This is a genomic window from Ruegeria sp. CL6, assembly GCF_056536465.1.
This window is the reverse complement of record NZ_JBQFPR010000001.1, coordinates 751,329-778,212: the sequence shown is the minus strand read 5'-3', so window position 1 is coordinate 778,212 and position 26,884 is coordinate 751,329. Positions and strand designations below refer to the sequence as shown.

The following is a 26,884-nucleotide window of genomic DNA, read 5'->3' as shown; positions in this document are numbered from 1 at the left end:
GTGAATCAAGGTCTCAGAAGCCGAACCCCCGGCATGGTTTCCAGCCTTGCAAGGTCTTGTTCGTACAGCTCTGAAAACGCTTCGATAATCTCGGTGTTCCAACCGGGAAGTTCCAGTTCTTCTTCGACCATATCGGGCCGCGCATGTTCTTCCAGAACTTCAGCTAGCGCGTCCCGCGTGCTGGCTTGATTCTGATCTGATCCTGCGCTGACAATTTCCTGCGCCTTCTCCTTCCCCGCCTCGGTCAAAAGCGAGAGCAACAGGTCGTGCTCGCCTTGAATGGGCGTGTCATCCGGCAGGCCAGAGATTGATCGGACAATGTCTCCCCACAGAAACGGCGATTCCTCATTGCTCCAGAGCGTAATTTTAACCTCCGGTGCCAGATCGCGGACGTCGTCGATCATTCCTGTCCAACTTAGGCAGCTCAGGTCAGTGCTTCGGGTGATGTTTTCGCGGTCTGCATCCGGCAGTGACATCAGGAGTTTCGGCACAAAGCTGCCCGGATTTCGCAATGAAAAGAAAAGTTCAAGCTGTGTGCTGCCCAACGCCTGATCCAATAGGGACATCCGCTGCCCGGCCAGTGGATAAAACTGTCCGTGCTGTATGGCAGATTTTCCATCGGCAATAAGGTCGTTGCTTAGAAATACAGTGCGACGAACTTGCGGGTCAGAGGGCAAGGCTGCCTGAACTTGATCGATTTCCTGTGGCTTTAGCGGGCGCGTAGGAGGCGCAGCAAAAGCAGGCTTGAACACCTGCCGGTATCGGCGCGGCCTAAATGTTGCAACGCCTTGTTCAGAAAGCACATTCTTGTTGGCCCGTAAGGACCTTGATAGCCTGCCTTCGTCAGTAAATGCGGCTCCTGCGTGGATCGCAACCTGCATATTCGGTTCTTACCCTTGCATATTTTGCCCCATCTGCCGAGTTACATGCTGCCTGCGGCGCAGTCAAACCCGCCAGCGAGAACCAGTGAAATGAGGGGTCTGGCAATGAAAATCCAAAAACCTAAAGATAAGATAAAAAATCAGGGTTGCAGTCCTGAACCATAGGAAGTAATCGACACCAAGTGCCCCTATAGCTCAGCTGGTAGAGCAACTGATTTGTAATCAGTAGGTCCGCGGTTCGAGTCCGTGTGGGGGCACCAGACTCATTGTTTTCAAAGGGTTTTTCCGGTTCATGTAACTGGAAATGGAGCCTTTTGTTATGGATGTACGGTTACCCAAAGGCCTCTTTAAGCGAGGCAAAGGTTACGCCGTGAGAGTCGCGGTACCGACCGAATACCAACCGATTCTCGGAAAGAAAGAAATTGTTAGAGGTCTTGGGACACAAGACTTGGCTGAGGCGTTGGTTCGGCGGAAGGATGTCGTGGAGCAAGTTCTTAGGTCGATTGGCGAAGGAACTGTCCCGGAACCAGTCGAAACAAAGACCAAGAAGAAGTTGCCTATTGATGGGACGACAGTCAGCGATACTGCGCACAGATGGTTGGCGGAAGCTGATGGTATCACGAACGCAACCAAGGCGCGTTATCGGCAGCACCTTGAAGGCTTTGAGGCGTTCGCTGGGAACATTGAGGTCTCTCAGATTAACAGAAAGCTGGCATTGGCTTTCATGGAGCATCTCAAAAGAACACCCTCAGAACGAACAGGGGAACTACTGTCCGACCGTTCGCTACAGTCGTACCAGTGCTGTCTTGCTTCCTACTGGCGCGTCTTGGATCACTGGGGCTTGGTCGACCCAGACGTTCGTAATCCCTTTTCGTCGCTCCTGAGGCGTGTGGCGGGACAAAAGAGGAAAGCTGATCCAAGGGAGAAGAAGTTGAGACCAGTAACCAGAGAAGAAGCTGAGAGCCTTCTCACTTACATTGCTAGCAACTCCGCCCTCAAATACCAGTTCGAGATGTTCCTTACCGTCAGGTTGCTTTGGGTAACCGGATGCCGCCTCAATGAAATCTGTGGACGGTACCTGTCCGACATAGATGATAAGGGGAGCCACATTTGCATCAACATCCCTGAGGCTAAGACAGAGGCGGGAAAGCGAGTGGTAATGATTGTTGGTGATGATGATTGTGAATTGCTCAGACAGGCCATGAAGCAAGCTGCCATAGCCAAACCATCTTGTTCTGAGAATGAAGGTCGGTTGTTCCCTCGGATCACCCTAGGCGGTTACGACAAGCGACCAAGTCATTATCTCGGGAAAGCCTTGGAGAAGGCGAGAAAGAACCTTGAGGGTGATCATTCCAAATGGGACATGCACTCATTTAGGCGAACCGCTGTTTCGGCATTGGTGAACGTTGGCGTTGCTCGTGAAGCTAGGAACCTTGCAGTCGGTCATTCCAACAAAGACGATTTGGGCATAAGCGTCTATTCGAAGAGGGCTGAATTGGATGGGTTAATCAAGACAACCTTTGAGGCACTATATGCTGAACTCGGAGGTAGCCTCATGTCCCAAATGGTTCCAAGTGGGAAGTTACATTCCCGCCAGACCTAGCGAGTAATGCGATTGGTTGTCAGATCGGTTTTCAGGCCGAAAATTAAATGACAACGGAAGGTAAGCGCCTAAACTTACTAGGCTGTGGACCTATACAAGGAACGCAGCCTAAACGGAAACTTTGACCGAGAGCAAACGCTGGCGAAAAATGCGGCTATGACCGAGTTACGGGACAAATCGGCCGCTAGCTGCGCCGCAGCACTTTCGCGCCGTTTGAATGTCCGTATCGCCAACTTTTCAGCCAAAAGCGGACACGACGAGATTTTCATTTGCAAGAAACCAAATTCATAGTTCCGCTGTAGCGCGATCTCCCGGAAGCGGTCGCTTGAGTGGAAAAGTTCGACCCATTATAACTGTAAGCCCAGGCCAAAATTGAGCGACCCAAATCTGTAATTCTAAATTGTTCAAAGGCATTGATAAAACTGCTAAGGACTTGTCAGTAAACGGATTACCCTAATCAAGCGGTCCGCTGGAATCTGCATTGGTTCAATACTAAAGATCCCCATACGGCCAACTATTTTGGGCTTGTTCAAAAATTCTTCCACCGAATGCATACGAGGGCGATGTGCATAGTCATCGAATAGTAGGGTCACGGGCCGAGATATACAGAAAGCCGTTGCCAAAGCGCAGCCAACGCGAAAACGACCGTCGACCAATATCACATCCGGGTGTTTGAATCCCTCATTTTGCCAAATTGAGAGGGGATAACGGGGATATCGATCGGCTTTGCTTCGATCAGCAGGAAACCCCCACTTTTTGGTTTTACCGATATCTACCCAATGGATATTAACTTCGGTGCCTTTGTTTGGCGGGTTTGATCGAAACCATCTGCGCATCTTTCGAACCCATTTTCGATCACTTTCGACGCTATATATTTTTTTAGCCTTCATCTCTGCTGCGAGCACGGTAGAACCACCGGACCCGTACTCTAAGATAACTGAGGCTTTTTCATAGTAGGTACGAAGAACCTTTTGTTCATCGACTGGCATCGTAATTACTGGTCTTTGAATTTCCAATGTTTTCAAACTTCCGCTCCTTTGTCTCAGGTAAATCATACCTGCCTTTGACACGCCTTTGCAGATGAATTTCACTCCGTATAGAGGCCTTTTCAAAACAGCCGAAGCAAATCAGCATTGCCTAACGCGGCGCTCCTGTGAACGATTTTTGCGAGAACAAGGTAGTCGCGGGAACGACATCAGTTACAAATACTTGCGTTAAATTGGGCGGCACAAAACACAGGGATTACACCTCAAGAGTTCCATACCGGATCGTTTTAATGCATTGTGCAGTAGTTATCGCACACTAAAGGCCGAAAGATTGCTGATGACGACAGTTGAACGGCGAAGAGAAGTCGCCCGTGTATTGCGACCATTTGACGTGGGCTACGAGTTAGTCAGGATCGGAGATTTCGGTGACGGTGGTTATCTTGTGCCCGACGATCTGTCGAATATCGGGGCTTGCTTTTCACCTGGTGTATCCAAACAAGCGAGTTTCGAATTGGACCTCGCGAAGCGAGGCATTAACTCCTTTATGGCGGACGCATCAGTCGACGGACCGGCTGAGAATGTGCCGGGTGCCGTTTTTCGCAAACAACATCTCGGCCCACGTACGGAAGATGGTCTCATCTCATTGAAAGACTGGGTCGCTGATTGCGCCTCTGATGATAGCGATTTGATTCTACAGATGGACATCGAGTCGGCTGAGTACCCCGTGTTTTCATTGCTGCCTCCGGAGTGCCTTGCCCGGTTTCGGATAGTCGTAATCGAATTGCACCGCATACCTTCGATATTGATGAAACCAAAATTCTTTGATCGCGCAAAACCGTTGCTTGACGCAATCGGTACTTCGTTTACCAGCGTGCACATCCACACTAACAACGTATCTGGGCAAGTAGAGATTGACGGAACGGCATTTCCGCGAGTTGTAGAGGCAACATTCATCAGAAATGATCGGGTGAAGTATCGACTTCCAACGCAAGCACTTCCTCACAAGCTAGATGCGCGACACAATCCGGCAAGACCGGAGATTCCAATTCCAGAGGAATGGCTCGGGGTCTAACGCGGGCAAGCTACCCAACAAATTCTGTAACGCAGCATGGTACACGTGCTGGTCCTTGAGGACCTGTCGACTACGAATTCATGACCCCAAAGTGGGAGTCTTTGTGGCGGCTAATAGGCGACGATTCATTCCAGGGATCGTCCAGGAATTCATTCGAGCTTACGATCATCAGAGCTAGTTCGGCTGACGTTATTCTCTCGAGAGCGAGTTTTCAGCACTTGCCAAAGCCTGCCCAAACTGGTTTTCAATCCAACTTGAGTGGCGGAGATGTACATCGCCTCCTCCGATGCAATATTCAGGTTTAGACAAACCAGGCGTGTTCATCACTCCAGTCACTTCGCGCAAATCGAAATACGGAAGCCCATATGCTTCTGCCTCCTGTCGCAGTCGATCGGAGAAGTCGGCGTTGATTTTCCAATGCCTCTCCAAACTAACACCCAGGCACTCTATCTTTTCGGAGAACTGATCTCGCGACATATTCAGCGGGATGCGTATCCGTCTATTCAACATTCTGCGCATGGACTTGGCGTCTTGAATTGTTGAGGTGTTTAGGCCTTTTACTATGACATGTCTTTGCCCTGCTACTTCTAGGCATGAGTCGAGATAACGGCTCAGGGCGCGCAGCCTAGTTTCCAAAGCATCCTCTACTCGAATTTCATCTCTGAGCGCCATGAAGTAACAGCTGAGTTCGGTATCCACTTGCCCAAAGCCGAAACAAACAACCTGGGGATCAAGTCGTCTGATCGCCGATTTTACACGGTTAAACGGTGCTTTTCGGTCAATCTTAGGATAAAAGCCTGCAGCGGTTGCACCTTTGATACTTACTACGTTAGCGGTGTCGAAACCATTTACTACTATTGAACTAATACGCCCATATCTAAAACTTGACCCAGGTGGCTTTGCGCCTATCAATCGCGAATGTGAGTCACCAACACACAAGAGCGTCTTCATTTGTTTTCCCGTTGCTAAAAAGGCTGTACAGTTACTACTCTAAATTCACCTGCTAGGCGAAAAGAGAACGGATATCGGGGTCAGAAAATCCCAGTGTATTGATTAACTTGCATTTGTGCCGTCGGTGCGCCCCCCCCCTTTTTATTCTCTGCCTTCCTGACGGGTTGGAAAAGACGCTTTGACTTGTTAAAGCTCACTTTTGAAACACTGTGAAAGTCTCTAAAGTCAACCCAGCAAAATCCGAGGGAGTGAAACATTGGTTGCCGTCAGCAACAGATACAGCTTTGTCTTTCTGAAAACTCGTAAAACTGCCGGCACAAGTATTGAACGTGTTCTATTCCCATTTTGCACAAGTTTGGAAGACCAACGTCCCTTGCATTTGAATGAATTTCGTTATCAAGAAGGCAATATCCGTGGACCCGCACCAGATGGATGGCGGCCGCATATTTCTGCGGCTCGTGCCCGTAGGCGTATAGGACGTTCAAAATGGGACGAATACTTCAAGTTTACGGCTGTTCGGAACCCTTTTGATCGCGTAGTGTCGCACTTTTTTTGGTTGCGGCGTAATAATGCCAACCTCCAATTTGAAAGCTGGAATGAAGTTCGTTCAGCCTTCCGAAGTTTTTGTCTGAAATCCCGATACGCAGGCGACGCGGATATTGTGATGATTGGTGACGATTTTGTGCCTCAAGATGCAATCCGATATGAATGTCTAACCGATGACCTGCAGCGCATCGCGAAGAAATTAGGGTTTGAGGAACCTTTGGAAACACTGCCTAAAATAAACAAGGGAACTCGCAAATGGGGCGACGTTCCAGTGGCCGAATTTTTTGATGACAGCTCAATAGCAGCGGTTAAGCGCAAAATGAGTTGGGTTTTCGAAAACTTTGACTATGCCGAGGTCCCTGGTGATGTGATTCAGCAGAATGCTCCCGAATCCGCCCCAGTTTCTCGGGCTAGTGAGAAAAGCCGATAACAATCATCGGTTGGCAAGGATTCCGATCAGCCCAGCCACTTCACTAGAACATGAAATAACGACATGCTCAGGGTGATAACTACTCTAGAAATGCCCCGGTTTATGCTCCAGTTGTTTTGGGTGATACGGGTGTTGAGTGTAGCCGCTTTGGTCTGCCATTCACTGCTTGCAGAGAAACGAGACCGATCGAACGTATCCTTTGGTCTCAAGGCGGTCATCTGAGTGTTTTAGTCGGATGTCTAGTGCTCCATGCTAAGCAGACATTGCTGTGGCCGATCCCAATATTTGCGGCTTCGTGATTCGACTGCGACAGAAGGATTGTCCATGTTGAATATTTACTGGCTTCACGAAGCACATTTGAAACGGATTAAACATCTGTTCCCGAAGTCACGTGGGGTTGCACGGGTCGATGACCGCCGAGTGCTTAGCGGTATTATTCACGTCATTCGGAATGACCTGTGCTGGCGAGACGCTCCATCCGATTATGTGCCACACAACACGCTCTACAACCGATGGGCCCGATGGTCCAAGATGGGTGTCTTGGTAGGTTGAACTCCTCCAACTACCGCTCCGCGTCCGTCTATCGTCTGTTTATCTCCCTTACCCGGACGGCGCGGGGCATAGTTTTGGTAGTGACAGTCCGCCGCACGTCCGTACCGTCTGCCTTTACGTATTTCCTCGCCGGAGGTAACGGTAAAGAAGCTATATTTCTATGGTCGCCGGGTTGGACGCTGTTACTTCGTGGATGGTGAAGGAAACACGTAGATATTCAGCGGGAGGTAGTTGCCGCAGGGTATGCACGAGCGTGCATGCGATATGGCGGCTGGCGCTACCTAACGGAAGCATTCAACGCTGAAGATAGGAACCTACCATTACCCGGCTACTGTTAAAGTGCATTCCATAGACGGGGAACTCGATGAACTGAACGTCTGATCGAGGGGTTCTTTGACCGAAATTTGAGGGGCTGGCGGTGAACCCGCTGGCCCTTTTTTGAATATCAGTCAACCGTACCGCTTGCTCCGATGACGTAAGCGGCAAGTGTTACTATGGTCAGCCGGAACATATTGCTATCAAAGGCATACCAGAAGTCTAGGTTGAGCCAGCTATCGAGAGCGGCAAACAATACGGCTGCTGCCAAATGCGAGGCCAGCGTTGCCATGATGGCAACTACGGCAAATTTCATTCCTTCTTCAAAGTCCAATTCAATTCCGCCTATTTTAAATTTTAGTATTCTAACGGGTGCTTCTGATTTCTGGCTTCTAAGTTTAACTTTTTGCTTTAAGTAGTTTCTACTTAGGGCATTCAACGCAGTCGTAGCGGATCTCGTTGTGACAGCGGATGGGCTTATTGGATTTTTGAATTGGCGGCAGCAATCTGAGTTTTGTCATTTGCCTGAGTCAATCTGACTCACCCTTACATGTACGAGTTGACTAAGCGGACTCTGTTACAGTATTGGTCGTACTCGAACCATGTTGGTTCTCGGAGAAACTCTTAGGATTACCAATGGGTTATGGTAGTCATCCTGCTGTTCAGCGATTGTAATCAGTAGGTCCGCGGTTCGAGTCCGTGTGGGGGTACCATTAAAACACCAGTCAAACATCGGCAAAATAAGATGTTTCCTCAAATACTTGAGGTGCATACTTAATCTTCGGTTGGGTTTGATTATGGTTAGAACGTATCATGAACATTGTAACGAAACGGTCATTACAAGGACATGGTATGCCGCAGATTAAGTTCACGGATTCGACGTTCAAGTCGCTGTCCACAACCAAGACAACATGGTTCTCAGACCCGTCCTGCAAGGTTACGCTTCTGCGTGACCAAGAGCGGCGTCAAAACTTGGTACGAAGCCAAGAGGGATTCTGGCGCACAAAAGACGCGCTCGGTCAAGCTGGCGCAGGGGGCGAGCAAAGGCGCGCACTGTGCTTGGGCCAAGAAGCAGATGGGCGCGACGCTGCTCGACATCTACGAAGGCAATGTGCTCACATAGGATGAGCGCGAAACTCAGAAGGCGGTTCTTGGCATCCCGACGTTTGCCGAGGCTCTGGAACAATACATAGAACACCGCACACGCGAACGGGCGTCTGGCAAGGCTCCGATGGTCGAGAAAACCGCCAAGGATTACCGCATAACGTTTAAGCTGCGTTTTTCGCGCTGGGCAGATGTTCACGTGGACGAACTGCCGATCCTCGAAATCAATCAGTACTTGAATACTCTTCAACTGACGCGCCCGAATGGCGCGCAGACAGCTTCGGTTCTAATCGAAAATGCGCTCGCCCTGCTCGTCAATCACCTGTTTCGCCTTTGCGATGCTGAAGCTTTCGCCCTGATCCCGGGTTTCAAAGACATCCGCCCGGATCACTGTATGGGTCTTGCGATCTCCATCGATGGTCTTTTCTATGCGGGCCAAAAGGCGGTATTTGCCACCTTCGGGCATCAGGTCCGGAAAGATGTCGAACCCTTTGTAAGAGACCGGCTCTGGCTCTGACTTTTCGCCGCCACCGAAGAGTTTAGAGAAGAGGGACATTTGGCGGCTCCTTTCAGTGCTGCTATGACCAGAGACTAGCGCCGCTTCGGGCAGGCGTGAAGCATGTCATGCTATCAGAACATTGGTCTATGATCCGATTGCACGCTCCTTGCGTGGCTCTTACGGGTTCCGGGTTTCTGTCTCATCCCCATTCTTTGGCGGTTGCGATGAGCCAGAGACCCTCTCTTTTTAAATCGGCCCAAACTGTCCCATTGGTGCCGACGTCGGAGATTCGGCAGGCTTCACTTGACACATCGCAGTTGGAAGTGCTCGCATAAAGCTTGATTGGGCATCTATGGGAGGCCGATGTGAATTTCTTTTCCGCTTCGATTATTCTTTCGTTCACCGCAACTGCCACGGCAGCGATTGCGCAGGAGGCCGTTCAGGGGGGGCAGGTCGGTGAGATGACAATATCCGCCGAGGACATGCGCGACCCTGAACCGGCGGATTTCTCACCCTATGCAGGGCGGGGTTTTCCGACCCGACCGCTTTGGGGGGATACGCATCTGCACACGTCCAATTCACTTGATGCACGCGGGTTCGGTGTCGTTCTCTCTCCGGCGGATGCCTACCGGTTTGCCCGAGGGGACGAGGTTACGACATCGCATGGTCTGCGGGTAAAGCTATCGAGGCCGCTCGATTGGCTGGTTGTATCGGATCATTCCGATGCGATGGGCGCGATGAATGAGATTATCGCTGGAAACGCGACGTTGATGCGCGATCCGACTTTGCGGGATTGGAACGACAGGTTAAATCAGGGCGGTGACGTTGCTTTGGGTGCGACGATGGAGGTTATCGAAACCTTTGCCGGAATTTCGGGTGAAGCCTTGCCCGAGGCGGTTTCGGACCGGCGCTTTGTGCAGTCTGTCTGGGACGAGTTTACGCAAACCGCCGATGCGTTCGATGATCCGGGCAGGTTTACGGCCTTCATAGGTTACGAGTGGACCTCGACTGAATCTGGGAACAATCTGCACCGAAACGTCATCTATCGGGACGATGCGATCCGTGCCCGGCAAATGCTGCCTTTCACGACCGCTGAAACGTTCAATCCAGAAGACCTGTGGGATTGGATGGAGGACTACGAGTTAGAGACGGGCGGCCGGGTATTGGCCTTGGCCCACAATGGGAATGTTTCAAACGGTCTTATGTTCCCAGTGGAAACCAACCCTGAGACTGGCGAGCCGCTGACCGGGGACTATGCCGAGCGGCGCGCCAAATGGGAGCCCATGTATGAAATTACCCAGATCAAAGGCGACGGTGAAACACACCCTTTCCTAAGCCCGAACGACGAATTTGCCGATTACGAGACGTGGGATAAATCCAACCTTGGCCCCACGCCGAAAGAAGAATGGATGCTTCAGTACGAATATGCGCGTGAGGCGTTGAAGAACGGGCTGAAACTGGAAGCGGAACTTGGAACAAACCCCTATAAGTTCGGGGTGGTGGGTTCGACCGATAGCCACACCGCTCTTGCGACCGCCGAAGAGGACAACTTTTTCGGTAAACATTCGGGCGTCGAACCTGAGCCCGGGCGATGGCAGCATGTCGTGGGCGAATTTGATGCGCTAACCATACTTGGGTGGGAAATGGCCGCCTCGGGCTATGCCGCGGTATGGGCAGAGGACAACACCCGTGAGGCTATCTTTGATGCGATGGAGCGGAAAGAAGTCTACGGCACGACCGGAAGCCGGATCTCGGTTCGATTTTTCGGGGGCTGGGACTTTGACGAGGAAGATGCCCGCTCCAGACTGCCTGCTGATATCGGGTACGAAAAAGGCGTGCCTATGGGTGGCGACTTTCCCGACGCTCCGGATGGGGCAAGCGCGCCGAACTTTCTTGTCGCCGCATTGAAAGACCCATATTCGGGGAATCTCGATCGTATTCAAATTGTTAAGGGATGGCTGAACTCTAACGGAGAAACCGAGGAGAAGGTTTTTGATGTCGTCTGGTCCGGAGATCGAGCGCCTGGGGAAGATGGCAAATTGCCGGCAATCGGAAATACCGTAGATGCCACGACCGGGACCTTTATGAACTCGATTGGCTCTCCCGAGCTGTACGCAGTGTGGTCGGACCCCGAATTCGATCCATCCGTCCGCGCGTTCTACTATGCTCGCGTGCTGGAAATTCCGACCCCCAGGTGGACGGTCTACGATGCGGTCCGCTTTGGTGATGAAGTCCCTCAGGAGGTTCCGACTTTTACGCAGGAAAGGGCATACACATCCCCGATTTGGTATACGCCGCCTGAATAGCTGGTGAAAAAGGGGCGCCCATAGAACCCAAGGGCGACGTGGTCGCAAAAATGGTCGTTGGCCCGAATTTTTTTAGGGCCACAGCCGCTTTTGGGTGCTTCGGCATGGCTGTGATCAACTTACCGACTTTTCAATCAGTTTAGATGGCATTAAGAGTTCCGAAAGGTGCCAGCCTGTATAGCTCGGCACCCTGCGGATGTGGCGAAACTGGTAAACGCAAGGGACTTAAAATCCCTCGCCCTAGGGCTTGCGGGTTCGATCCCCGCCATCCGCACCACCTTGTTTTGCAAGGAAAAACGGATTTTCCAGACTTCTTCAAATTGGCTGTGGTACTCGTTGGTACTCATGAAGCGAGTGCCGCCTTCGCTATTTGTTCGTCGCTGACGCTGTTGGGCACGCACTATTTGTGGGCCAATGACCAATCTGCCAGGGCTGCAGTCCGGCGTCTCATCAAGGGCAGTGGCCATTTGGTACCATCCCAACGGTATCGATAAGTAAATCGCCTTTAGCTGGTCTAGCCGTGCTAGGCTGCCGTCAACACTCGCGTTCTCAGCCCTTTTAAATCCAAAGACCATTCGTTCTGGAAAGGAATCTGCTCAATGCATCGGTTTCAAAGATGGTTTTGGCCGGTGGCTATGGTGTTCGCATTTGTCATTGGCGTTCAGGCGTTAAGGATTTTTGTCGATCCGCAGACCGCTTGGGGAACGCAATGTAAAATCCTCTGGCACGACGCCGGGTACTGGGTTCCCTTTGGAAGAAAGCCACAACGGCTGACGAAGGGTGATGACTACTACGTTAGCATCGGACTTCAGGACCAACGAGGATCTGAAATCGCGCCCGGTTTCTGCAAGTACGATCCGTTTTCAGACACTCTGAAGATAGTCGCGCGGTCGGATAACTGAGCCTTAGCCAAGGCAAGCCCGACCAAAAATCTAAGTAGGCAACCGCGTCGGGGGGGCATCGCAACTGTTGTGAGTGCGTGGTACGTCAGCTGCGAGCCGCGCCCCCTTTTCCCGCTGCATGTCTCCCCTATTGGTATTCAACCAAACAATACAACGGGACTGCGGCGCATATGACTGTCGCGCGGCGCTTTCGCTTGCGAATTGATGCCAGAAGCGTGTGCCGACGCGCCATTATTCGGCGGGGTTGGCTTGCTTTCGCGGAAAACCACGTTTGAGCGCTGTTGCGCTAGTGCAAGGTTCTCCCCATCAGCGATTGCGCACAGGGTTTCTGTCAAAAATCAAATGACCGGGATTCACAACAATTTGGCGCGTTTCCACACGGCTTGGGAAAGGGCATGACCTATTTATTCAGTCGTGAGGAATGAACAACAAAGGGGAAACTGATATGAATGCAAGACAGTTTCTGTTGCTGCTGTTTGTGATTGTGCTGATCGGGGGAATGACGGCCTTGGGCGGTGTTCTGCTCGGCATATCGGCGTTTTGTAGTGTCGTTCTGGTCATCGTGGTCTCTGTCGGAGGGCGGTCAGAGCGTCGCGTGCTCGTCCCTCATCCTCACTAGCGCGGAACAAGCGACAGTGGCGCACAACAGTTCAGATCGGAAATCCCAACTTGCCGATCAGGTGCCATAGGTCCCGATTTAGAACCGAGAGCTGATCGACAATTCCCTCGATATCTTGCATCGCCGAAGCATCAACGGTGTCTTCGCGACCAAGTTTAATATCGGTTTTCCTGTCGGAAATCCTCATCAAAATAGTTTTGGGATTCCCGCTGTCAGGGTCAAAAGAATAGATGCAGTGGTTATATTTGTTCCGAACGCCTGAAAGTTTGGCCAGCCGTTGCGTGTGTTCAAGAATGGGATCGCGAATGTCAGCGGGGCGGCCCTCCATTTTGGCCAACCGTTCCACCAGGTCGATCCGGGCGCGTGTCGTATTCAGGGTCAGAAAAATAATGACCGCCACGTCCTTGTTGGTTCCGCTTAACCCTGCGATCAGGTGGATCAACAAGCTTTCTGTGTTGGTCCACATATAGTTTAACCGACCGACCAGCAGGATCAGGCGGTCAAACCGGGTTTCAAAATCATCAGTCAACGGCCATTTCCTGCGCTTCTCCGGGCGCGACTTCAAAAAAGAACTGGGCCGCCGCTGTTCTATTGCTCACGCCGATCTTGCCGACCACGTTATGAATATGGAGCTTTACGGTGTGCTCGGTAATGCCAAGGTTGGACGCAATGATTTTGTTGCTTTGACCCTGAGAAACCAACTGTAACACCTGCTTTTCCCGCGGAGTGAGCTTGGAATAGACCGGGTGCGGTGCAGGTTCGGTCGAAGGGGGCGCTGGACGCGCCTGCGTGATCGATTTGTCCTGTGCCGCCAGGCTGTCTGCCAGGAAACACGGCATGTAGAATTCTTCGTGCAATAAAAGGCGCAGGATCGATCGCCATACATCTGGCGCAACATTCATCGGTAAATAGCCGATGTCGCCGTGCCGGTTGCGGTCCCAGTTTTCAAACAGAAAGCGCGCGGCATCCTCTTTGCGATAGGCAAAAGCCAAGCTGCCCGGTCCGGCGCAGTCCCTGTACGTCTTTGGGCGCGACAGCAGGTCATCCATTATCATCTGGTCAACGATCACTACTCTGCCAGTCCCTGTATCGGGAAAATTCCAGATAGGAAGCGAAGCGATGGTTTCAATTCGGTGCGTGGCGACACCGAATTCGTTCTCTACTTCCTTTAAGGTCTGGTTTGAGTAGAACAGTTCTTTGCCGACGAAATTGATCGAGAATTCTTCAATGCGAAAATTGTCTTGAACAGCACTATCCTCAAACAGAATGCTCATTATTCCCCCCTTTAAAAACCAACGCCGCTAAAGCGGCCAAACAGTAAACAAAACGCGAAGAGCAGAATTAATAGAATATTAACGTGTATAAGCGCCAGACTATAGCGAAAAGTGCAAGTTTCATCAACATTGCGTGATTCCAAAGGTTTAGGTTCTAGTACTTTTAGCTAGGTCAATTGCCGTCTTTCCCGCATAAGTAGAGGAAATTACTGCGTTTCCTAAACTGGCAGTTTTATCCGGCCATATTGTGCCGTCTTTCCCATTGTTCTGCCGTCAAGCAATTTATCGCAATAATAACAGCCGACTGTTCGTTCTAGTGCTTACGGCTAGCTATTCAGGCTGCTTTCCTCCTGCGATCATGAGTTTGCTTCAATTTTTGAAGTCAATTTTCCTGATGTGCCTGCGAATCGTGCATTTTCACAATTTTCCATCGCAGGTGCCGTGTCGGCTGGGCCGAGAAAGGAGGGTGGGAGGAAAAATCAGCAATCCATACCGCACGCAAGCGCGTTTCGCGTTTGGGTGCTCAGATCAAAATTTAACCGCGCCAGTAACCGTTTTGTAGATGAATGACGGTCAGGGCGCTCAAAAAGTGGAATTTGATATGTCTAGACGTCATCAAACGCATAACAGTGTGACCGACATCGAAGAAGTAAATGTCGGTAGCGTACACGCACCGATTGACGCCGATCTTCAAGTTGATGAAGCGTATATCGATGCGGATTTAAACGCACAGGACACTGACGTGGATAACGATCAGGGTCAGGGCCAGGATCAAGGTCAGGCCCAGGCGACATTGGTTGAAAACGGTCAGGGCCAGGATCAAGGGCAAGGCCAGGATCAAGGCCAGGGCCAGGACCAAGGACAGGGTCAGCAACAGGGCCAAGGTCAAGCACAAGTCAACGGTAACAACGACAACTCCAATTCCGTCAATATTGATTTCGGCGGAGGTGAGTGGATTCCCCGTGATGACGATGTCGTGGACATCGATGCGAACGGTTCGGAATTCGGTGATGTCATCACTGTCGGCAACGATCTGGACTATGACCCGGGTGACGATCTGAATCTGGATATCAGCTTGGATGGTCCCGGCAATGACATGTCGTCGATCAACAATCAGCTCGTCAATCTGAGCGACGACGACTATCTGGAGACTGCCGAAGTGTCCAACGACGGACGCTTTGATCAAAGCGGAAACGCTCGGGGCGGAAGTGCCACTGCTGATGAAGGTATCGGTTCGCATACAGACGGAGGCAACTCTGGTGACGGCGGTACAGCTGATGGTGGACAGGCCGATGGCGACACTCATGGTGGTGCGGCACTGGCATTTGGCGGCCACACCGGTGATGCAGACGGTACCGGCAGCGGCGGAAACGGCGGCGCGACCGGAGACGCCACCAATTTCGGTCTGGGTGTCGGGCTGTCTGGTGCTGACTCAAACGGTAGCAGCACAGCAGGCGATGGTGGCCAAGCCGACGCCGATTCAAGCGCAGACAATGACGGAAGCGCAGATTCCGATGGCACCAGCACCGCAGGAGAAGGCGGAAACGCGGGCTCTATTGGTCTGGGTCTGGGTCTGGGTCTGTCGAATGCCGACAATGACGGTTCGTCCTCTGGCGGAAGCAACGACTCGGACGCGAACGCACTTGGTGCCGGGCTGGCTGGCAATGACTCTGACGCGAATGGTGCCAACGGTGGCAGCGGTGACGCAGACACTGGCGCGATCGCGGTAAACGGCGGTAGTAGCGACACCGAGGCCAATGATGCTGCGGCAGGAAATGTCGGGCTTGGCCTTGCTGGTAGCTTGGCTGGCAGCGACGCAGACGCCGATGGCGGCAACGGCGACGGTGCTCAGGGTAACGGCGCTGAAGGTACTGGTGCTGAAGGCACCGGTGGCGAAGGCACCGGCGGTGAAGCCACCGGCGGCGAAGGCGCTGGCGGTGAAGCCAACGGCGGAACCTCTGGTCAGGTTGATGCTGCTCTGGCCGCGCTGAACCAGCAGAACGGTCTGGTTGGCCTGAACGCGGGTCAAGCGGGCGCCGGTAATGGCGGCGGCGACACCAACGGCGGCAACCCTGCAACGGGTGGCGAAGGTGCTGGCGCGTTCGGTTCGGGCGGTGACGGCAATGGCGCGTTCGGCTCGGGTGGCGACGGAACTGGCGGTTTCGGTTCAGGCGGTGACGGCACCGGTGGAACAGGAACCGGCGGAACGGCCGGCGCACAGTCCGGTGCGCAGGGTGTTGGTGATCAGGCGACCACTGGTCCGAACATCACGCAATCTCCGGGTGACGTGAATGGCACGGCCAGCACGCCTCAGAACACCAGCGGCGATGGCGGCGCAGGTGGCGGCAACAACACCAACGGTTCTGCCACAGGGTCGGGAAGCGGTTCGTCAACTGCCGACGGCTTCGGTGGTGGCGGCGGCGCGATCCAGCAGGACGCAATGTCCAGCGGAACCGGTGCTGGATCTGCTGATGCCATGAACACTGCTGGCGCGGGCGGCGATTCCGGTCTGTTCTCGGTCTCTGATACCGACGGAACAGCCGATAGTCTGGCAAGTGCCATTGCTGGATACGGCGGCGATGCGATGTCCGACAATGACGCCACCTCGACTGGCGCGGGCAGCGCGACCGGTTCGGCGATGTCGGGTATCGGCGGCGGCGGTGGTGCCGGCGCGGGTAACGGAGGAACCAGCGGTGACGCCATGGGATCTGCCACCAACGGCGCGATTTCGGGCGCAATGGTGAACGGCGGCGACGCATCTGGTGCCAACTCGGGCGCTGGCGGTGCTGGCGGAAACGCTGGAATGTGGGGCTCGAACAATGCCGGAGACGGAATTGTGACCGGCGAGTCCTACGCTTCGGCCGCAGCCGTTGTTGATACGTCGGCCTTCAACCAGTCCATCGTCATGGGTGCCAACGTGCTTGGCAACTCGGTCGATACGACAATGGTCGGCGGGTCGATGACCTCCAGCTACTCCAGCGACGACACCGACGCGTAACTCGCTGACGCGGCAAGGGTCAGGGTGCCAGAGATTATGACCCTGACCCGCTGAAAGAAAACGTCGAGGCCGCTTTAGGCGGCCTCGGCCCAGCTTATCCCAAAACGGAAATTATTGGCCGGATGGGGAAAGGAAAACGTTATGTCGTTAGACAGTATTAGTGAAACGATTGCGCATTTTATCGGAACCTTTGAGCTTACCAGTGAACAGGCCAGATTGCGTGACCAGTATGAGGAATTTGCAGCGCTAAGGCGCAAACAGGAATTGGATGAACTTGAAGAAGGCAAAGTCATCAAGGTGAAGGCGGATCTCAAGCTGGATCCCGGAAAATACGACGCACTTCCTTTCAAGTTCCAAGCCCCTGCAAATGAGGGTTCGCTTCCCTTTGTTCGCGGGGCTCCGGCATCTGACCCAGCGATTTTCCAAGAGCCGCCGACTGGCCCTGATGACGCCATTCCAGAAGGTCAGGTTTTCTCAACCTCCTTCGAGATGGTCATCCTCGTTCCCGAGTTGGTGCCCGACCTGATCGGTTCTGCGGTAACCTATACTTTCCAAACACTGAACCTCAGCGACAACGATACGATTGGGCATGGCGACTTTCGGAGTGCCGAAGTCCTGATGGAGCAAGGCCGCGAAATGCTGGAAGTGGCCCAGTCCCTACACGCGATGCCGGTGCCGTCAATGGACATGGCGGACTACCAGTCGGTTGAAAAGCTAGAGGCGTTGGCCGAGCAGATGAAATCGGCGAAGGTCGTCGAGGTCGAAGGGGCCACGGTTCATCAATTCCACGGCGACGAAGCCTTGGGTCTCATCGTGAATGGCGAGCGGGTAGAGGAACTGCCGGAATGGAAAGACCTTCTGCCAGAACACCATCAGACGGCAGAGGACGAAGGCAGCGACCAGCCTGACCTGTTTCCTGACGAATGGGACAGGTCAGAAGATGACGAATTTGGCGACGGCCACACGGTGATCGCAGGCGGTAACCTTGCGATCAACCAAGTCGCAATCACCGTTGGCTGGGTCGACGCACCTGTCATCGCTGTTGGTGGCAAGTCCTATGACCTGACCGTCGTCAGTCAGGTTGCAGTCGTGTCTGATGTTGACGAGGGTGAGCCGGGTGCGCAGGGCGAGACAAAGGTTTACCAATCGTCGCAAATCGGCGTGGAAGCCCACGAAGCGCCCTGGCTTGAGGACAACGTAGCGCCTGCAGGCCAAGACCCTCTTGTCGTGATTAGCTGGATAAGCGGTGATCTGTTTGTCACCAATTTCGTCAAGCAGGTGATCGACGCCACCGACATAGACCACATCTCGACCGAGATTTCGGCATCGACCAGCATGTACGTGCTGGGAGACAACGATATGGTCAACGTGACCAACATTGTTCAGCTTGGCAATTTCTACGATTTGATACTGGTTGGTGGAAACATGGTTTCGGTGGACATGGTGCACCAAACCATCGTGCTGATGGATGACGACGTCGTCACCGGAGGTGTCCCGGACGAGGCAGAGGACAATCTGGTCATGAACCAGGTGTCGCTGAACACGACGGGCGAAGACTCGCACGAAGAGCTGTCTCAGAACTTGGCTGATGTCCTGCCGCTGCAGGAAATGGATACCGAAGCGCTTGAAGATGCTTTGCTGAACGATCCTGAATATGCCGGGATGGAGCAGCTCCGTGTTCTCAAGATCGAAGGTGATCTGGTTCAGGCAAACGTGATCGAACAAGTTACGTTGTTGCAGGATCAGGATGACGTTCATCAGAAAGGGGTCAAAGGCGCCGAAGCATCTGTTTTGGGCGGTGGGAATGCACTGCTGAACGCGGCCAGCGTTTCAAAGATCGGCGTCGACTCTGTCGTCATGGCGGCAGAGGGAGAGTACTCTGATGTGCTGCTGCATCAGGCCAGCCTGATCGACTCACCCGACGATGATCTGGCCGAAGAGATCGCCAACGAAGCCATAGCTTTTCTGATGGAGGAAACAAACGGACCGGGGAATTCCGATCTTGCACCCGGTCAAAACAAACTGACGCCATCCGAGGCGGCCAGTTTGGATGATGGTATGCAGAGCATGCTAGCATAAGCCCCTTTTTATTTACGAGTGACCCGAAAGTTTGAGTATGTCGATTTTATTTTCGTCGCGCCGTACCCCGTTTGCCAACTTGTTGGTTGGTCAAGGCGTGGTTGGCCAAGAAAAGCCGTCACACGACGGGCCAGTACACAAACCGGCAAAGATGGCCGGTTTGCGTCTGACCGAAGCGATGCGGTTGAAGAAGACCCAAGAAGCAAGACCAAAAACAGTTGAAAAGGACGACATCAGCGCGGCAGCCGCTTGCTTTGTGCGGCACCGCGCGAAAACGGAACCTCCAGAGCGCGCCGCACCTTCCCCCCGGCGCGTTCAGCCACAACCCAAGCAAGACGAATGTAAGAAGGGTCGTGGCGCTGGGGTGGCCGATGCCAAAGGTCCCGATCCTGAGACCGCCAGAGACTCGACCGCACGAACACCCCCCTCGTCGCGCTCGCTAGGCGGTGAAGCCATAGGTACCACAATCGAGGCCAAGGCAAACCAGCCGTTGCTGCTCCGAAACGGAGGTGGCGGCGGCGGAAATGGGCCACCCCAGACTTTTCACAAGCGTACCCCGCCCGAGGATTTCAAAAACACACTCCGCACGTCACTCCGCGCAATCTGGCGGAACCTGGCTTTCGTTCTGGTACTGACCTGCGCGACAAATATCCTGATCCTGGCCATCCCGATCTACCTGTTCCAGATCAGTGACCGCGTGCTGACCAGCCGTTCGTTGGATACGTTGATCATGCTGACGGCGATAGTCGCCGGGGCAGTAATCTTTCAATCGGCCTTTGATGCTGTGCGTCGGTTCATGCTGATGCGCACGGCGGTCGAGGTCAACGCACGCCTTGGCGCACCGATCCTGAGTGCGGCAGCGCATGCATCGCTGCATGGGACCGGGCGTGAGTATCAGACATTGGGTGATTTGCAGCAGGTAAGAGGGTTTCTTGTATCAGGAACTCTGATCTCCTTTTTGGATGTGCCGTTCGCCCCGCTGTTTATCCTGATGATTTTCCTCGTACATCCCCAGTTGGGCACGATCGTTATCGCGACGGCTCTGCTGTTGATGGTGATAGCCCTGATAAACCAGCGCATGACTGCCAAACCGTTTGCCGAGGCGAACAAGGCGCAGTCGATGGCAAACCAGCATCTGGATTCGATGGCGCGTAACAGTCAGATCATCAATGCGCTGGCCATGATCCCCGAGGCCGTGCGGATTTGGGGGCGGGACACGGCACAATCGCTGACGTGGCAGGTGCGCGCGCAGGATCGCAACGTCATATTCGCCGCAATCTCACGGGCGGTGCGTTTGCTGACCCAGATCGCAATTCTGGGGTGGGGGGCGTTTCTTGCCCTGCAGGGCGAGATCACGGGCGGTATGGTCATCGCGGCCTCGATTATCGCAGGGCGCGCTTTTGCCCCGATTGAAGGCTCGATCGAGGGGTGGAATGGCTTCCTGTTGACCCGCGGCGCTTATGGTCGCATCAGCAATCTGCTGTCCAATTCGGCACTGCAGTTTGAAAAGCTGCGCTTACCGCGCCCCGAGGGGCGGCTGGATGTCGAGCGCTTGCTCTACGTACCCGGCGGGACCAAACGGGTTGTTCTGAACGGGATCAGTTTCTCTCTTAGCCCGGGTGAGACCCTGGCCATCATTGGAAATTCCGGTGCGGGCAAGACGACCTTGGGTAAAACGCTGGTCGGGTCCATCCTGCCAACCTCGGGGAGCGTGCGGCTGGACCTGATGGACATTCGCAACTGGGACCCGCGGCAGTTTGGCGAAAGCATCGGCTATCTGCCGCAGGACGTTCAACTGTTCCCCGGCACGATCAAGGATAACATCGGACGGATGCGCGATGACGCGACGGACGACCAGATCCACGACGCGGCGGTTCTTGCAGATGTCCACAACATGATCGCCACGCTGCCACAAGGGTATGAGACCGTCGTCGCTGCGGACGGATCGCCATTGTCAGGAGGTCAAAAACAGCGCATCGCCCTGGCGCGGGCCTTTTTCGGCAACCCAAGGATGGTTGTTCTGGATGAGCCGAACTCGAATCTGGATGTCGCCGGGGATCAGGCGTTGGCGCGGGCGATTGCCCAAGCCAAGGAAAGCAAGATCACCGTTGTCGTCATCACGCAAAAGCCGACTCTGCTGAACGCGGTCGACAAGATCATGCTGCTGACCGATGGCCGCGTGGCCCTGTTCGGGCAGCGTGAACAGGTTCTGCAACAACTGAACGGACCGCGCAATCAGCAAGGCATCGCTGGACAGAAGGGGGATGGACAATGAACGATCTTGTTGCAATCAACAACGACCCCAAGGATCCAACCGTCTGGTATGCCGAGGTTCCGCGATCCATCAACCGGCTGATCGTGATTGGTTTTGTCTTGCTGGTCCTGTGTTTCGGCGGGTTCGGCGTCTGGTCGTTCCGTGCGCCTCTGGCTGCTGCGGTGATCGCACAGGGCAGCTTTGTCGCGACGGGTCGCAACAAGATCGTGCAGCACCTAGAAGGGGGCATTATCGAGGACATCAAGGTGATCGAGGGCCAATCCGTGAAACAGGGTCAAGTTCTCATGACGCTTGACCAGACTTCAGCCGAAGCCAACGAGCGCGAGTTGTTCATCCGAAAAATCCGCCTGCAGGCCATGACCGAGCGTTTGCAGGCCGAATACAACGAAAGCGACCGGCTTGAATTCTCGCAGGGATTGCTGGCTGCCACGGACGATGTTGAGGTGATGACGATCCTAGATGGCCAACGCATCAGTTTTGATGTGTCCCGCAAAACTCTGCTGAACGACATCGCCCTTCTGGAACGTAATATGGAAGCCCTGAAAATTCGGTCCAGCGGCTTTGAAGCTCAGCTTGCCAGTATGAAGCGGCGCTCGGAAATTCTTCAGGAAGAATATGAGACCAAGCAGGCGCTGTTTGAAAAGGGGCTGGTGCGCAAGGGTGACTTGAACACGATCCGCAGGGTGCAAGCCGAAGCCGATGGTCAACAGGCGCGGCTGGCGGCAGAAACGGCCGAGATCAACCAGATGTTGTTGAAATATGACGAGCAAATCACTCGCACGCGATCTGCCTATCGCGAGGCCGCGCTGGATGAATTGGGTGTGATCGAAGCCGATCTGGAAAGTGTCCGCGAAAAGGCGCGTCAGGCCCGCAGTGTTCTGGATCGCGCCGTTGTGCGGGCTCCGGTCACGGGAACGGTTGTTCGCCTGCACTATCATACGCCCGGCGGTGTGATCGAAACGGGCGAACCAATCGCGGAAATCCTGCCAGCAGACGCTCCGCTGATTATCGAGGCGCAAATCCCCCGCACAGAGATTGACAGCGTCGTCACCGGTCAGGATGCCACGGTGCGCCTTGTCGCTCTCAACCAGCGCACGACGCCGGTGTTGAGTGGTGAGGTTTTCTATATTTCAGCCGATGCGCTGGTCGAGGATTCCTCTGGTTCCCCGCAAGAGGTGTATCTTGCGCGCATATCGCTTGAGCCGGAAGAAATCGAAAGAGTGCGCGGCTTTATTCCCACGCCGGGGATGCCGGCCGAGATCATGATCCAGACCGAAGAACGCACTTTTGCGGCCTATATTGCGAAACCGGTGACAGACAGCATGTCGCGCGCCTTCCGGGAACATTGATCGCCTGTCTTGGGCGATCAACCTACACCTTCCAGTTTTTGCATGTTAGCATCCTGTCATTGTCAGCAGGAGAGCCAGCCATGCCCGCAACCGTGAAGGAAATGATGCAAGCCGCAAATGCTGTGGTCGAACGTATCGACAGGCAAAAGGCACAAGACCTGCTAGAGCAGGGCGGCCTGTTGCTTGATGTCCGAGACGCGGTGGAAGTCCAGAATACGGGTCGCGCAAGCGGGGCACATCATATTCCGCGCGGAATGCTTGAATTTCGCGCTGATGATGCGCTTCAGTCTTATGACCCCGAACTGAAAAAGGACCGCCCGATCGTACTGTATTGCGCATCAGGCGGGCGGGCAGCCCTTGCGGGTAAGCTGCTAAAGGACATGGGCTATGATCAGGTGTATAACCTTGGTGGCTTGGCCGACTGGGTGAATGCCGGGGGCAAAACCTCTGAAAGTTAAGCGCAAAGCCGTCCTTCGTTGGGCGATCTACGCGTTTAGGAAAGTTCTGACCGCAGCCTCGAATTCGCGGGGTTTTTCAGCGTGCAGCCAATGTCCTGCTCCGGGTATTTTGGCAAAGCGCGCGGCTGGAAACAGCGCGCGAATTCTGTCTCGGTGTTCCGGAAGCACATAGTCCGAACTGCCGCCCGACAAGAACAAGGTCTGCCCTGTCCAGCATGCGTTCAGTTCGGGAAAACTCATGATCTTTGGCATTTCAGACGCCAAGACATCCAGATTAAGAAGCCAGCGCTGCCCTTTGATATCCAAGGATTGTGTGAAGAAACTCTGCAGTGCTTTTTCAACACCTTGGTCCGCCAACTGCTGTTCCGCGTCCGAGCGGCGTTCGACCTTGGACAGGTCGACCGCGCGCATTGCCTCGATGAATTGGATCTGGCTATGCGTGTAGGTGACAGGAGCAATATCCGCGACCACCAGCTTGCGCACCAATTCACCATGCAACAGGGCCAGGGTCATTGCTGCTTTGCCACCCATCGAATGTCCGACGACGTCTGCCTGTCCACCGAATTGCCTGATTACCTCGGCCAGATCATCTGCCATATCGGGATAGTCGTGCTGTTCGGTCCACAGGCTGTTCGCGTGGTTGCGCATGTCGACGGCAACAACCTGCCGTTCATCGGACAGACGCCGGGCGATGACGCCCCAGTTCCGGGCCGAGCCGTAAAGCCCATGCGCGATAAGAAGCGGTGGGTTTTCGGTGGGTTCGCCATGTACAATCGTGTTCAGCATGACCGTGTGATACCCGCCGTGATTTGAAACGACCAGCCCCATTGTCGCATCTGGGCGGCCGGGATAGAGTGCCGCATCAGGAGACCGCCTTATGCCGAAGACCGCCGACATTCAAACTCAGATCGCGCAGACCGTGCAACTGTTGCGTGACAAGTTGGGTGTTCGCGGTAAGACGCTGACCGAGTCGGTCAGAAAGGCGAAGCGCCAGCTTCCTCGAGGCATCTACAAACAAGCGTTGCTACTGGCCCGAGCCGAGCAGATGGCCGCCCACCCCAAGCTCAGGCTGGTTCTGGATACGCCAAAGCTGGCTCAGGCATCGGAAGAAGTGCAAAAACATCTAAGCGGGATCAATCTGGCTGACCGGCGCATGGGTTGGTTTCTGGGGATGCTGAGTAGTCTGGCGTTCAACTTGCTGGTTTTGACTGTTCTGGTGTTGGTATTTCTGCGGTGGCAGGGGCTGATCTGACAAAAAAACGGCGCCCTGAGGACGCCGTTTAACTGTCTGAATTTGAACAGACTTAAAGGTTCGGATAGATCGGGAAGCGGGCGCAAAGCTCGGCCACTTCGGCCTTGACCTTGGCTTCGACTTCACCGTTTCCGTCTTCGCCATTGGCGGCCAGACCGTCGACCACTTCGATGATCCAGTCTGCGATCTGGCGGAATTCAGTCTCGCCAAAGCCTCGGGTGGTTCCGGCGGGCGAGCCCAGACGGATACCGCTGGTGATAGTCGGCTTTTCCGGGTCAAACGGCACACCGTTCTTGTTGCAGGTGATATGTGCCCGGCCCAGAGCCTTTTCTGTCGCGTTGCCCTTCACACCTTTTGGCCGCAGGTCGACCAGAACGACGTGGGTGTCGGTCCCGTGGGTCACGGTATCCAGACCGCCTTTGATCAGTTGATCCGACAGAGCCTGCGCGTTGTTGACCACGTTCTGGATGTAGGTCTTGAACTCGGGGCGCAGGGCCTCTCCGAACGCAACGGCTTTGCCAGCGATGACATGCATCAGCGGTCCACCCTGAATACCTGGGAAAATGGCCGAGTTCACCTTTTTGGCGATCGCCTCATCATTGGTCAGGATCATGCCGCCGCGCGGACCGCGCAGGGTCTTGTGCGTGGTGGTGGTCGCGACGTGCGCGTGTGGGAAGGGGCTGGGGTGCTCACCCGCCGCAGCCAGACCGGCAAAATGCGCCATGTCCACGTGCAGGTAAGCGCCGACCATATCGGCAATCTCACGCATACGGGCAAAGTCGATCTGACGCGGGATGGCCGAGCCACCGGCGATGATCAGCTTGGGCTGGTGTTCTTTCGCCAGCGCCTCGACCTGATCGTAGTCCAGCATATTGTCCTGCTGGCGCACACCGTACTGAACGGCCTTGAACCATTTGCCCGATTGGTTGGGTTTTGCACCGTGTGTCAGGTGACCACCTGCGTCCAGGCTCATCCCCAGAATGGTGTCGCCGGGCTGGATCAGCGCCTGGAACACACCTTGGTTGGCCTGCGACCCCGAGTTAGGCTGGACGTTGGCGAACTCACAGCCGAACAGCTGCTTGGCGCGGTCAATGGCCAGATTCTCGGCGATGTCGACGAATTGGCAACCGCCATAGTAACGACGACCCGGATAGCCTTCGGCGTATTTGTTGGTCATCACCGAGCCCTGCGCCTCCATCACGGCGGCAGAGACGATGTTTTCGGATGCGATCAGCTCGATCTCGTCGCGCTGACGGCCCAGCTCGGACGTGATCGAGCCGAACAGCTCGGGGTCGCGGTCCGCAAGTGACTGGGTGAAAAATCCGGTATCACGAAGATTGGCGTTCATGGGGGCTCCACATGCTGGGGGTAATTCTTGCGGATTTCCTATCGGAAACCGATCAGGGGCAAAAGGCTTAAAGCGACGAATCGGCCTGCTGCGGCGTCAAGTCTGGCCTATCGGGGAAAGGTATGCTTGTTTCGGAACCAAATGTGCAAGACCGGAAACCGCAAAAGATGATCCAGAGAATCGCCTTTCTCGCCAGCGACGTGAAAGTGGCGCAATCCGCCCGTGACAAGCTGGTCAAGCGTTATGGAAACGCCGCGCCGCGCGATGCTGACGTCGTCGTTGCGCTGGGCGGAGATGGCTTCATGCTGCACACTCTGCACAATATGCAGCATCTCGACACGCCGGTTTACGGTATGAATCGTGGAACCATCGGTTTCTTGATGAACGAGTTTCACGAAACCGATTTGATGGACCGCCTTGCTGCTGCCGAAGAAGAGGTCATCAACCCTTTGGCCATGCGTGCAATGGATCAATCTGGCAAAATGCACGAGGCACTGGCGATCAACGAGGTCTCGCTGCTGCGGGCCGGTCCTCAGGCCGCGCGGCTGAAGATCAGCGTGGACGGCCGCGTTCGCATGGATGAGTTGGTCTGCGACGGCGCGTTGCTGTCCACGCCTGCGGGGTCAACTGCGTATAACTATTCGGCGCACGGCCCGATTCTGCCAATCGGATCGGACGTTCTGGCTTTGACAGCGATTGCAGCATTTCGACCCCGTCGGTGGCGCGGAGCGTTGCTGCCGAAAATCGCCAAGGTCCGGTTTGATGTGCTGGATGCGGACAAGCGGCCGGTCATGGCGGATGCGGACTCGGTGTCTTTTCCCGATATCGACTGGGTTGAGATCAGGTCGGAACCATCCATCCAACACCGTATTCTGTTCGATCCCGGTCATGGTCTCGAAGAACGCCTTATTTCCGAACAGTTCACGTAACCCTGCGGCCAACGAAAATTTTTAGGCTTATGTGAACCAGTTCACAGGAATTGGATTAACGCTGGTTTAATCTGAACTTGCCCGAAGAACACATCAAGGTGGGAGTGAGTGGCCGCCAACGGTGTTTTCGAAATGAATGCGCATTTTTCGCGCTGG

At 54.3% G+C, this 26,884-nt stretch carries 22 protein-coding genes, 2 tRNA genes and 1 pseudogene; 16 read left to right on the top strand and 9 right to left on the bottom strand.

Translation table 11 applies throughout. From position 1 onward, the window contains the following. Window positions 1-5: 5 nt before the first annotated feature. Entirely contained in the window at window positions 6-752 is a 747-nt protein-coding gene (locus tag ACR0LH_RS03860; RefSeq protein WP_480719749.1) for a hypothetical protein, read from the bottom strand. A gap of 313 nt (window positions 753-1,065) precedes the next feature. On the opposite strand from ACR0LH_RS03860, the gene ACR0LH_RS03855 reads away from it, so the two are divergent. Together ACR0LH_RS03855 and ACR0LH_RS03850 are read left to right on the top strand one after the other, a co-directional pair. Continuing rightward, window positions 1,066-1,141: transfer RNA gene (locus ACR0LH_RS03855), tRNA-Thr, on the top strand. Between the two features lie 59 nt (window positions 1,142-1,200). Then, window positions 1,201-2,484, top strand: coding sequence for a tyrosine-type recombinase/integrase (locus ACR0LH_RS03850; RefSeq protein ID WP_480719748.1), 1,284 nt, complete (start codon window positions 1,201-1,203; stop codon window positions 2,482-2,484). Between the two features lie 425 nt (window positions 2,485-2,909). Here the strand turns inward: ACR0LH_RS03850 and ACR0LH_RS03845 are convergent, their stop codons facing one another. Beyond that, complete coding sequence (locus ACR0LH_RS03845; RefSeq protein ID WP_480719747.1) at window positions 2,910-3,509, bottom strand: hypothetical protein; 600 nt, start codon at window positions 3,507-3,509, stop codon at window positions 2,910-2,912. 298 nt (window positions 3,510-3,807) lie between these two features. Here ACR0LH_RS03845 and ACR0LH_RS03840 point away from each other — a divergent pair, with 298 nt between their 5' ends. Beyond that, complete coding sequence (locus ACR0LH_RS03840) at window positions 3,808-4,542, top strand: hypothetical protein (protein ID WP_170618909.1); 735 nt, start codon at window positions 3,808-3,810, stop codon at window positions 4,540-4,542. A 189-nt stretch (window positions 4,543-4,731) separates the two neighbouring features. On the opposite strand, the gene ACR0LH_RS03835 is transcribed toward ACR0LH_RS03840, so the two are convergent. Further along, the gene (locus ACR0LH_RS03835; RefSeq protein ID WP_480719746.1) at window positions 4,732-5,493 is read right to left on the bottom strand and encodes a hypothetical protein; all 762 of its coding nucleotides are present in this window, start codon (window positions 5,491-5,493) and stop codon (window positions 4,732-4,734) included. A gap of 256 nt (window positions 5,494-5,749) precedes the next feature. On the opposite strand from ACR0LH_RS03835, the gene ACR0LH_RS03830 reads away from it, so the two are divergent. Beyond that, window positions 5,750-6,469, top strand: coding sequence for a sulfotransferase family 2 domain-containing protein (locus tag ACR0LH_RS03830; protein WP_170644683.1), 720 nt, complete (start codon window positions 5,750-5,752; stop codon window positions 6,467-6,469). A 324-nt stretch (window positions 6,470-6,793) separates the two neighbouring features. Next, window positions 6,794-7,009 (top strand): annotated as a pseudogene (locus ACR0LH_RS03825) (transposase); the annotation flags it as partial. Window positions 7,010-7,466: 457 nt separating this feature from the next. Here ACR0LH_RS03825 and ACR0LH_RS03820 read toward each other — a convergent pair. Continuing rightward, a complete protein-coding gene (locus tag ACR0LH_RS03820; RefSeq protein ID WP_480719745.1) occupies window positions 7,467-7,652 on the bottom strand; it encodes a hypothetical protein in 186 nt (61 codons plus the stop codon). A 633-nt stretch (window positions 7,653-8,285) separates the two neighbouring features. Here ACR0LH_RS03820 and ACR0LH_RS03815 point away from each other — a divergent pair. Continuing rightward, entirely contained in the window at window positions 8,286-8,459 is a 174-nt protein-coding gene (locus tag ACR0LH_RS03815) for a hypothetical protein (protein ID WP_480719744.1), read from the top strand. A 267-nt stretch (window positions 8,460-8,726) separates the two neighbouring features. On the opposite strand, the gene ACR0LH_RS03810 is transcribed toward ACR0LH_RS03815, so the two are convergent. After that, window positions 8,727-8,996, bottom strand: a complete 270-nt coding sequence (locus ACR0LH_RS03810) for an HlyU family transcriptional regulator (protein ID WP_170484688.1) — start codon at window positions 8,994-8,996, stop codon at window positions 8,727-8,729. A gap of 308 nt (window positions 8,997-9,304) precedes the next feature. Between ACR0LH_RS03810 and ACR0LH_RS03805 the strand changes: the two genes are divergently transcribed. From ACR0LH_RS03805 to ACR0LH_RS03795, 3 genes are all read left to right on the top strand, one after another. Next, the gene (locus ACR0LH_RS03805) at window positions 9,305-11,245 is read left to right on the top strand and encodes a DUF3604 domain-containing protein (protein WP_480719743.1); all 1,941 of its coding nucleotides are present in this window, start codon (window positions 9,305-9,307) and stop codon (window positions 11,243-11,245) included. Window positions 11,246-11,437: 192 nt separating this feature from the next. Continuing rightward, window positions 11,438-11,522 (top strand) — tRNA-Leu (locus tag ACR0LH_RS03800). 1,070 nt (window positions 11,523-12,592) lie between these two features. After that, a complete protein-coding gene (locus ACR0LH_RS03795; RefSeq protein WP_480719742.1) occupies window positions 12,593-12,766 on the top strand; it encodes a hypothetical protein in 174 nt (57 codons plus the stop codon). Between the two features lie 31 nt (window positions 12,767-12,797). On the opposite strand, the gene ACR0LH_RS03790 is transcribed toward ACR0LH_RS03795, so the two are convergent. Together ACR0LH_RS03790 and ACR0LH_RS03785 are read right to left on the bottom strand one after the other, a co-directional pair. Further along, window positions 12,798-13,295 (bottom strand): hypothetical protein, encoded by a 498-nt coding sequence (locus ACR0LH_RS03790; RefSeq protein WP_170565402.1) that lies wholly within the window; start codon window positions 13,293-13,295, stop codon window positions 12,798-12,800. Continuing rightward, on the bottom strand, window positions 13,288-14,040 hold the full coding sequence (locus tag ACR0LH_RS03785) for a helix-turn-helix transcriptional regulator (protein ID WP_480719741.1): 753 nt from the start codon (window positions 14,038-14,040) through the stop codon (window positions 13,288-13,290). Before ACR0LH_RS03785 ends, ACR0LH_RS03790 begins: the two co-directional genes overlap by 8 nt. Window positions 14,041-14,641: 601 nt before the next feature. On the opposite strand from ACR0LH_RS03785, the gene ACR0LH_RS03780 reads away from it, so the two are divergent. The 5 genes from ACR0LH_RS03780 (at window position 14,642) to ACR0LH_RS03760 (ending at window position 23,199) form a co-directional block, all read left to right on the top strand. Next, entirely contained in the window at window positions 14,642-17,038 is a 2,397-nt protein-coding gene (locus ACR0LH_RS03780; protein WP_480719740.1) for a beta strand repeat-containing protein, read from the top strand. 141 nt (window positions 17,039-17,179) lie between these two features. Continuing rightward, complete coding sequence (locus tag ACR0LH_RS03775) at window positions 17,180-19,117, top strand: type I secretion protein (RefSeq protein ID WP_480719739.1); 1,938 nt, start codon at window positions 17,180-17,182, stop codon at window positions 19,115-19,117. Between the two features lie 37 nt (window positions 19,118-19,154). Continuing rightward, entirely contained in the window at window positions 19,155-21,392 is a 2,238-nt protein-coding gene (locus ACR0LH_RS03770; RefSeq protein WP_480719738.1) for a type I secretion system permease/ATPase, read from the top strand. Beyond that, window positions 21,389-22,741, top strand: a complete 1,353-nt coding sequence (locus tag ACR0LH_RS03765; protein WP_170382287.1) for an HlyD family type I secretion periplasmic adaptor subunit — start codon at window positions 21,389-21,391, stop codon at window positions 22,739-22,741. Before ACR0LH_RS03770 ends, ACR0LH_RS03765 begins: the two co-directional genes overlap by 4 nt. Window positions 22,742-22,821: 80 nt before the next feature. Next, window positions 22,822-23,199, top strand: a complete 378-nt coding sequence (locus ACR0LH_RS03760) for a rhodanese-like domain-containing protein (RefSeq protein ID WP_170697270.1) — start codon at window positions 22,822-22,824, stop codon at window positions 23,197-23,199. 27 nt (window positions 23,200-23,226) lie between these two features. Here the strand turns inward: ACR0LH_RS03760 and ACR0LH_RS03755 are convergent, their stop codons facing one another. Beyond that, entirely contained in the window at window positions 23,227-24,027 is an 801-nt protein-coding gene (locus tag ACR0LH_RS03755; protein WP_480719913.1) for an alpha/beta fold hydrolase, read from the bottom strand. A 49-nt stretch (window positions 24,028-24,076) separates the two neighbouring features. On the opposite strand from ACR0LH_RS03755, the gene ACR0LH_RS03750 reads away from it, so the two are divergent. Then, window positions 24,077-24,451, top strand: a complete 375-nt coding sequence (locus ACR0LH_RS03750; RefSeq protein WP_480719737.1) for a hypothetical protein — start codon at window positions 24,077-24,079, stop codon at window positions 24,449-24,451. A 52-nt stretch (window positions 24,452-24,503) separates the two neighbouring features. On the opposite strand, the gene glyA is transcribed toward ACR0LH_RS03750, so the two are convergent. Beyond that, a complete protein-coding gene (gene glyA / locus ACR0LH_RS03745) occupies window positions 24,504-25,799 on the bottom strand; it encodes a serine hydroxymethyltransferase (protein WP_480719736.1) in 1,296 nt (431 codons plus the stop codon). Between the two features lie 167 nt (window positions 25,800-25,966). Between glyA and ACR0LH_RS03740 the strand changes: the two genes are divergently transcribed. Then, a complete protein-coding gene (locus ACR0LH_RS03740; RefSeq protein ID WP_170382295.1) occupies window positions 25,967-26,728 on the top strand; it encodes an NAD kinase in 762 nt (253 codons plus the stop codon). Window positions 26,729-26,884 lie beyond the last annotated feature (156 nt).

Bases quoted from the DNA above. Each gene is read 5' to 3' on its own strand.
- ACR0LH_RS03770 (WP_480719738.1), top strand. From the start codon at position 19,155: ATGTCGATTTTATTTTCGTCGCGCCGTACCCCGTTTGCCAACTTGTTG.
- ACR0LH_RS03835 (WP_480719746.1), bottom strand. From the start codon at position 5,493: ATGAAGACGCTCTTGTGTGTTGGTGACTCACATTCGCGATTGATAGGC.
- ACR0LH_RS03810 (WP_170484688.1), bottom strand. From the start codon at position 8,996: ATGTCCCTCTTCTCTAAACTCTTCGGTGGCGGCGAAAAGTCAGAGCCA.
- ACR0LH_RS03760 (WP_170697270.1), top strand. From the start codon at position 22,822: ATGCCCGCAACCGTGAAGGAAATGATGCAAGCCGCAAATGCTGTGGTC.
- ACR0LH_RS03785 (WP_480719741.1), bottom strand. From the start codon at position 14,040: ATGAGCATTCTGTTTGAGGATAGTGCTGTTCAAGACAATTTTCGCATT.
- glyA (WP_480719736.1), bottom strand. From the start codon at position 25,799: ATGAACGCCAATCTTCGTGATACCGGATTTTTCACCCAGTCACTTGCG.
- ACR0LH_RS03795 (WP_480719742.1), top strand. From the start codon at position 12,593: ATGAATGCAAGACAGTTTCTGTTGCTGCTGTTTGTGATTGTGCTGATC.
- ACR0LH_RS03755 (WP_480719913.1), bottom strand. From the start codon at position 24,027: ATGGGGCTGGTCGTTTCAAATCACGGCGGGTATCACACGGTCATGCTG.
- ACR0LH_RS03850 (WP_480719748.1), top strand. From the start codon at position 1,201: ATGGATGTACGGTTACCCAAAGGCCTCTTTAAGCGAGGCAAAGGTTAC.
- ACR0LH_RS03765 (WP_170382287.1), top strand. From the start codon at position 21,389: ATGAACGATCTTGTTGCAATCAACAACGACCCCAAGGATCCAACCGTC.
- ACR0LH_RS03740 (WP_170382295.1), top strand. From the start codon at position 25,967: ATGATCCAGAGAATCGCCTTTCTCGCCAGCGACGTGAAAGTGGCGCAA.
- ACR0LH_RS03780 (WP_480719740.1), top strand. From the start codon at position 14,642: ATGTCTAGACGTCATCAAACGCATAACAGTGTGACCGACATCGAAGAA.
- ACR0LH_RS03840 (WP_170618909.1), top strand. From the start codon at position 3,808: ATGACGACAGTTGAACGGCGAAGAGAAGTCGCCCGTGTATTGCGACCA.
- ACR0LH_RS03775 (WP_480719739.1), top strand. From the start codon at position 17,180: ATGTCGTTAGACAGTATTAGTGAAACGATTGCGCATTTTATCGGAACC.
- ACR0LH_RS03820 (WP_480719745.1), bottom strand. From the start codon at position 7,652: ATGAAATTTGCCGTAGTTGCCATCATGGCAACGCTGGCCTCGCATTTG.
- ACR0LH_RS03750 (WP_480719737.1), top strand. From the start codon at position 24,077: ATGCCGAAGACCGCCGACATTCAAACTCAGATCGCGCAGACCGTGCAA.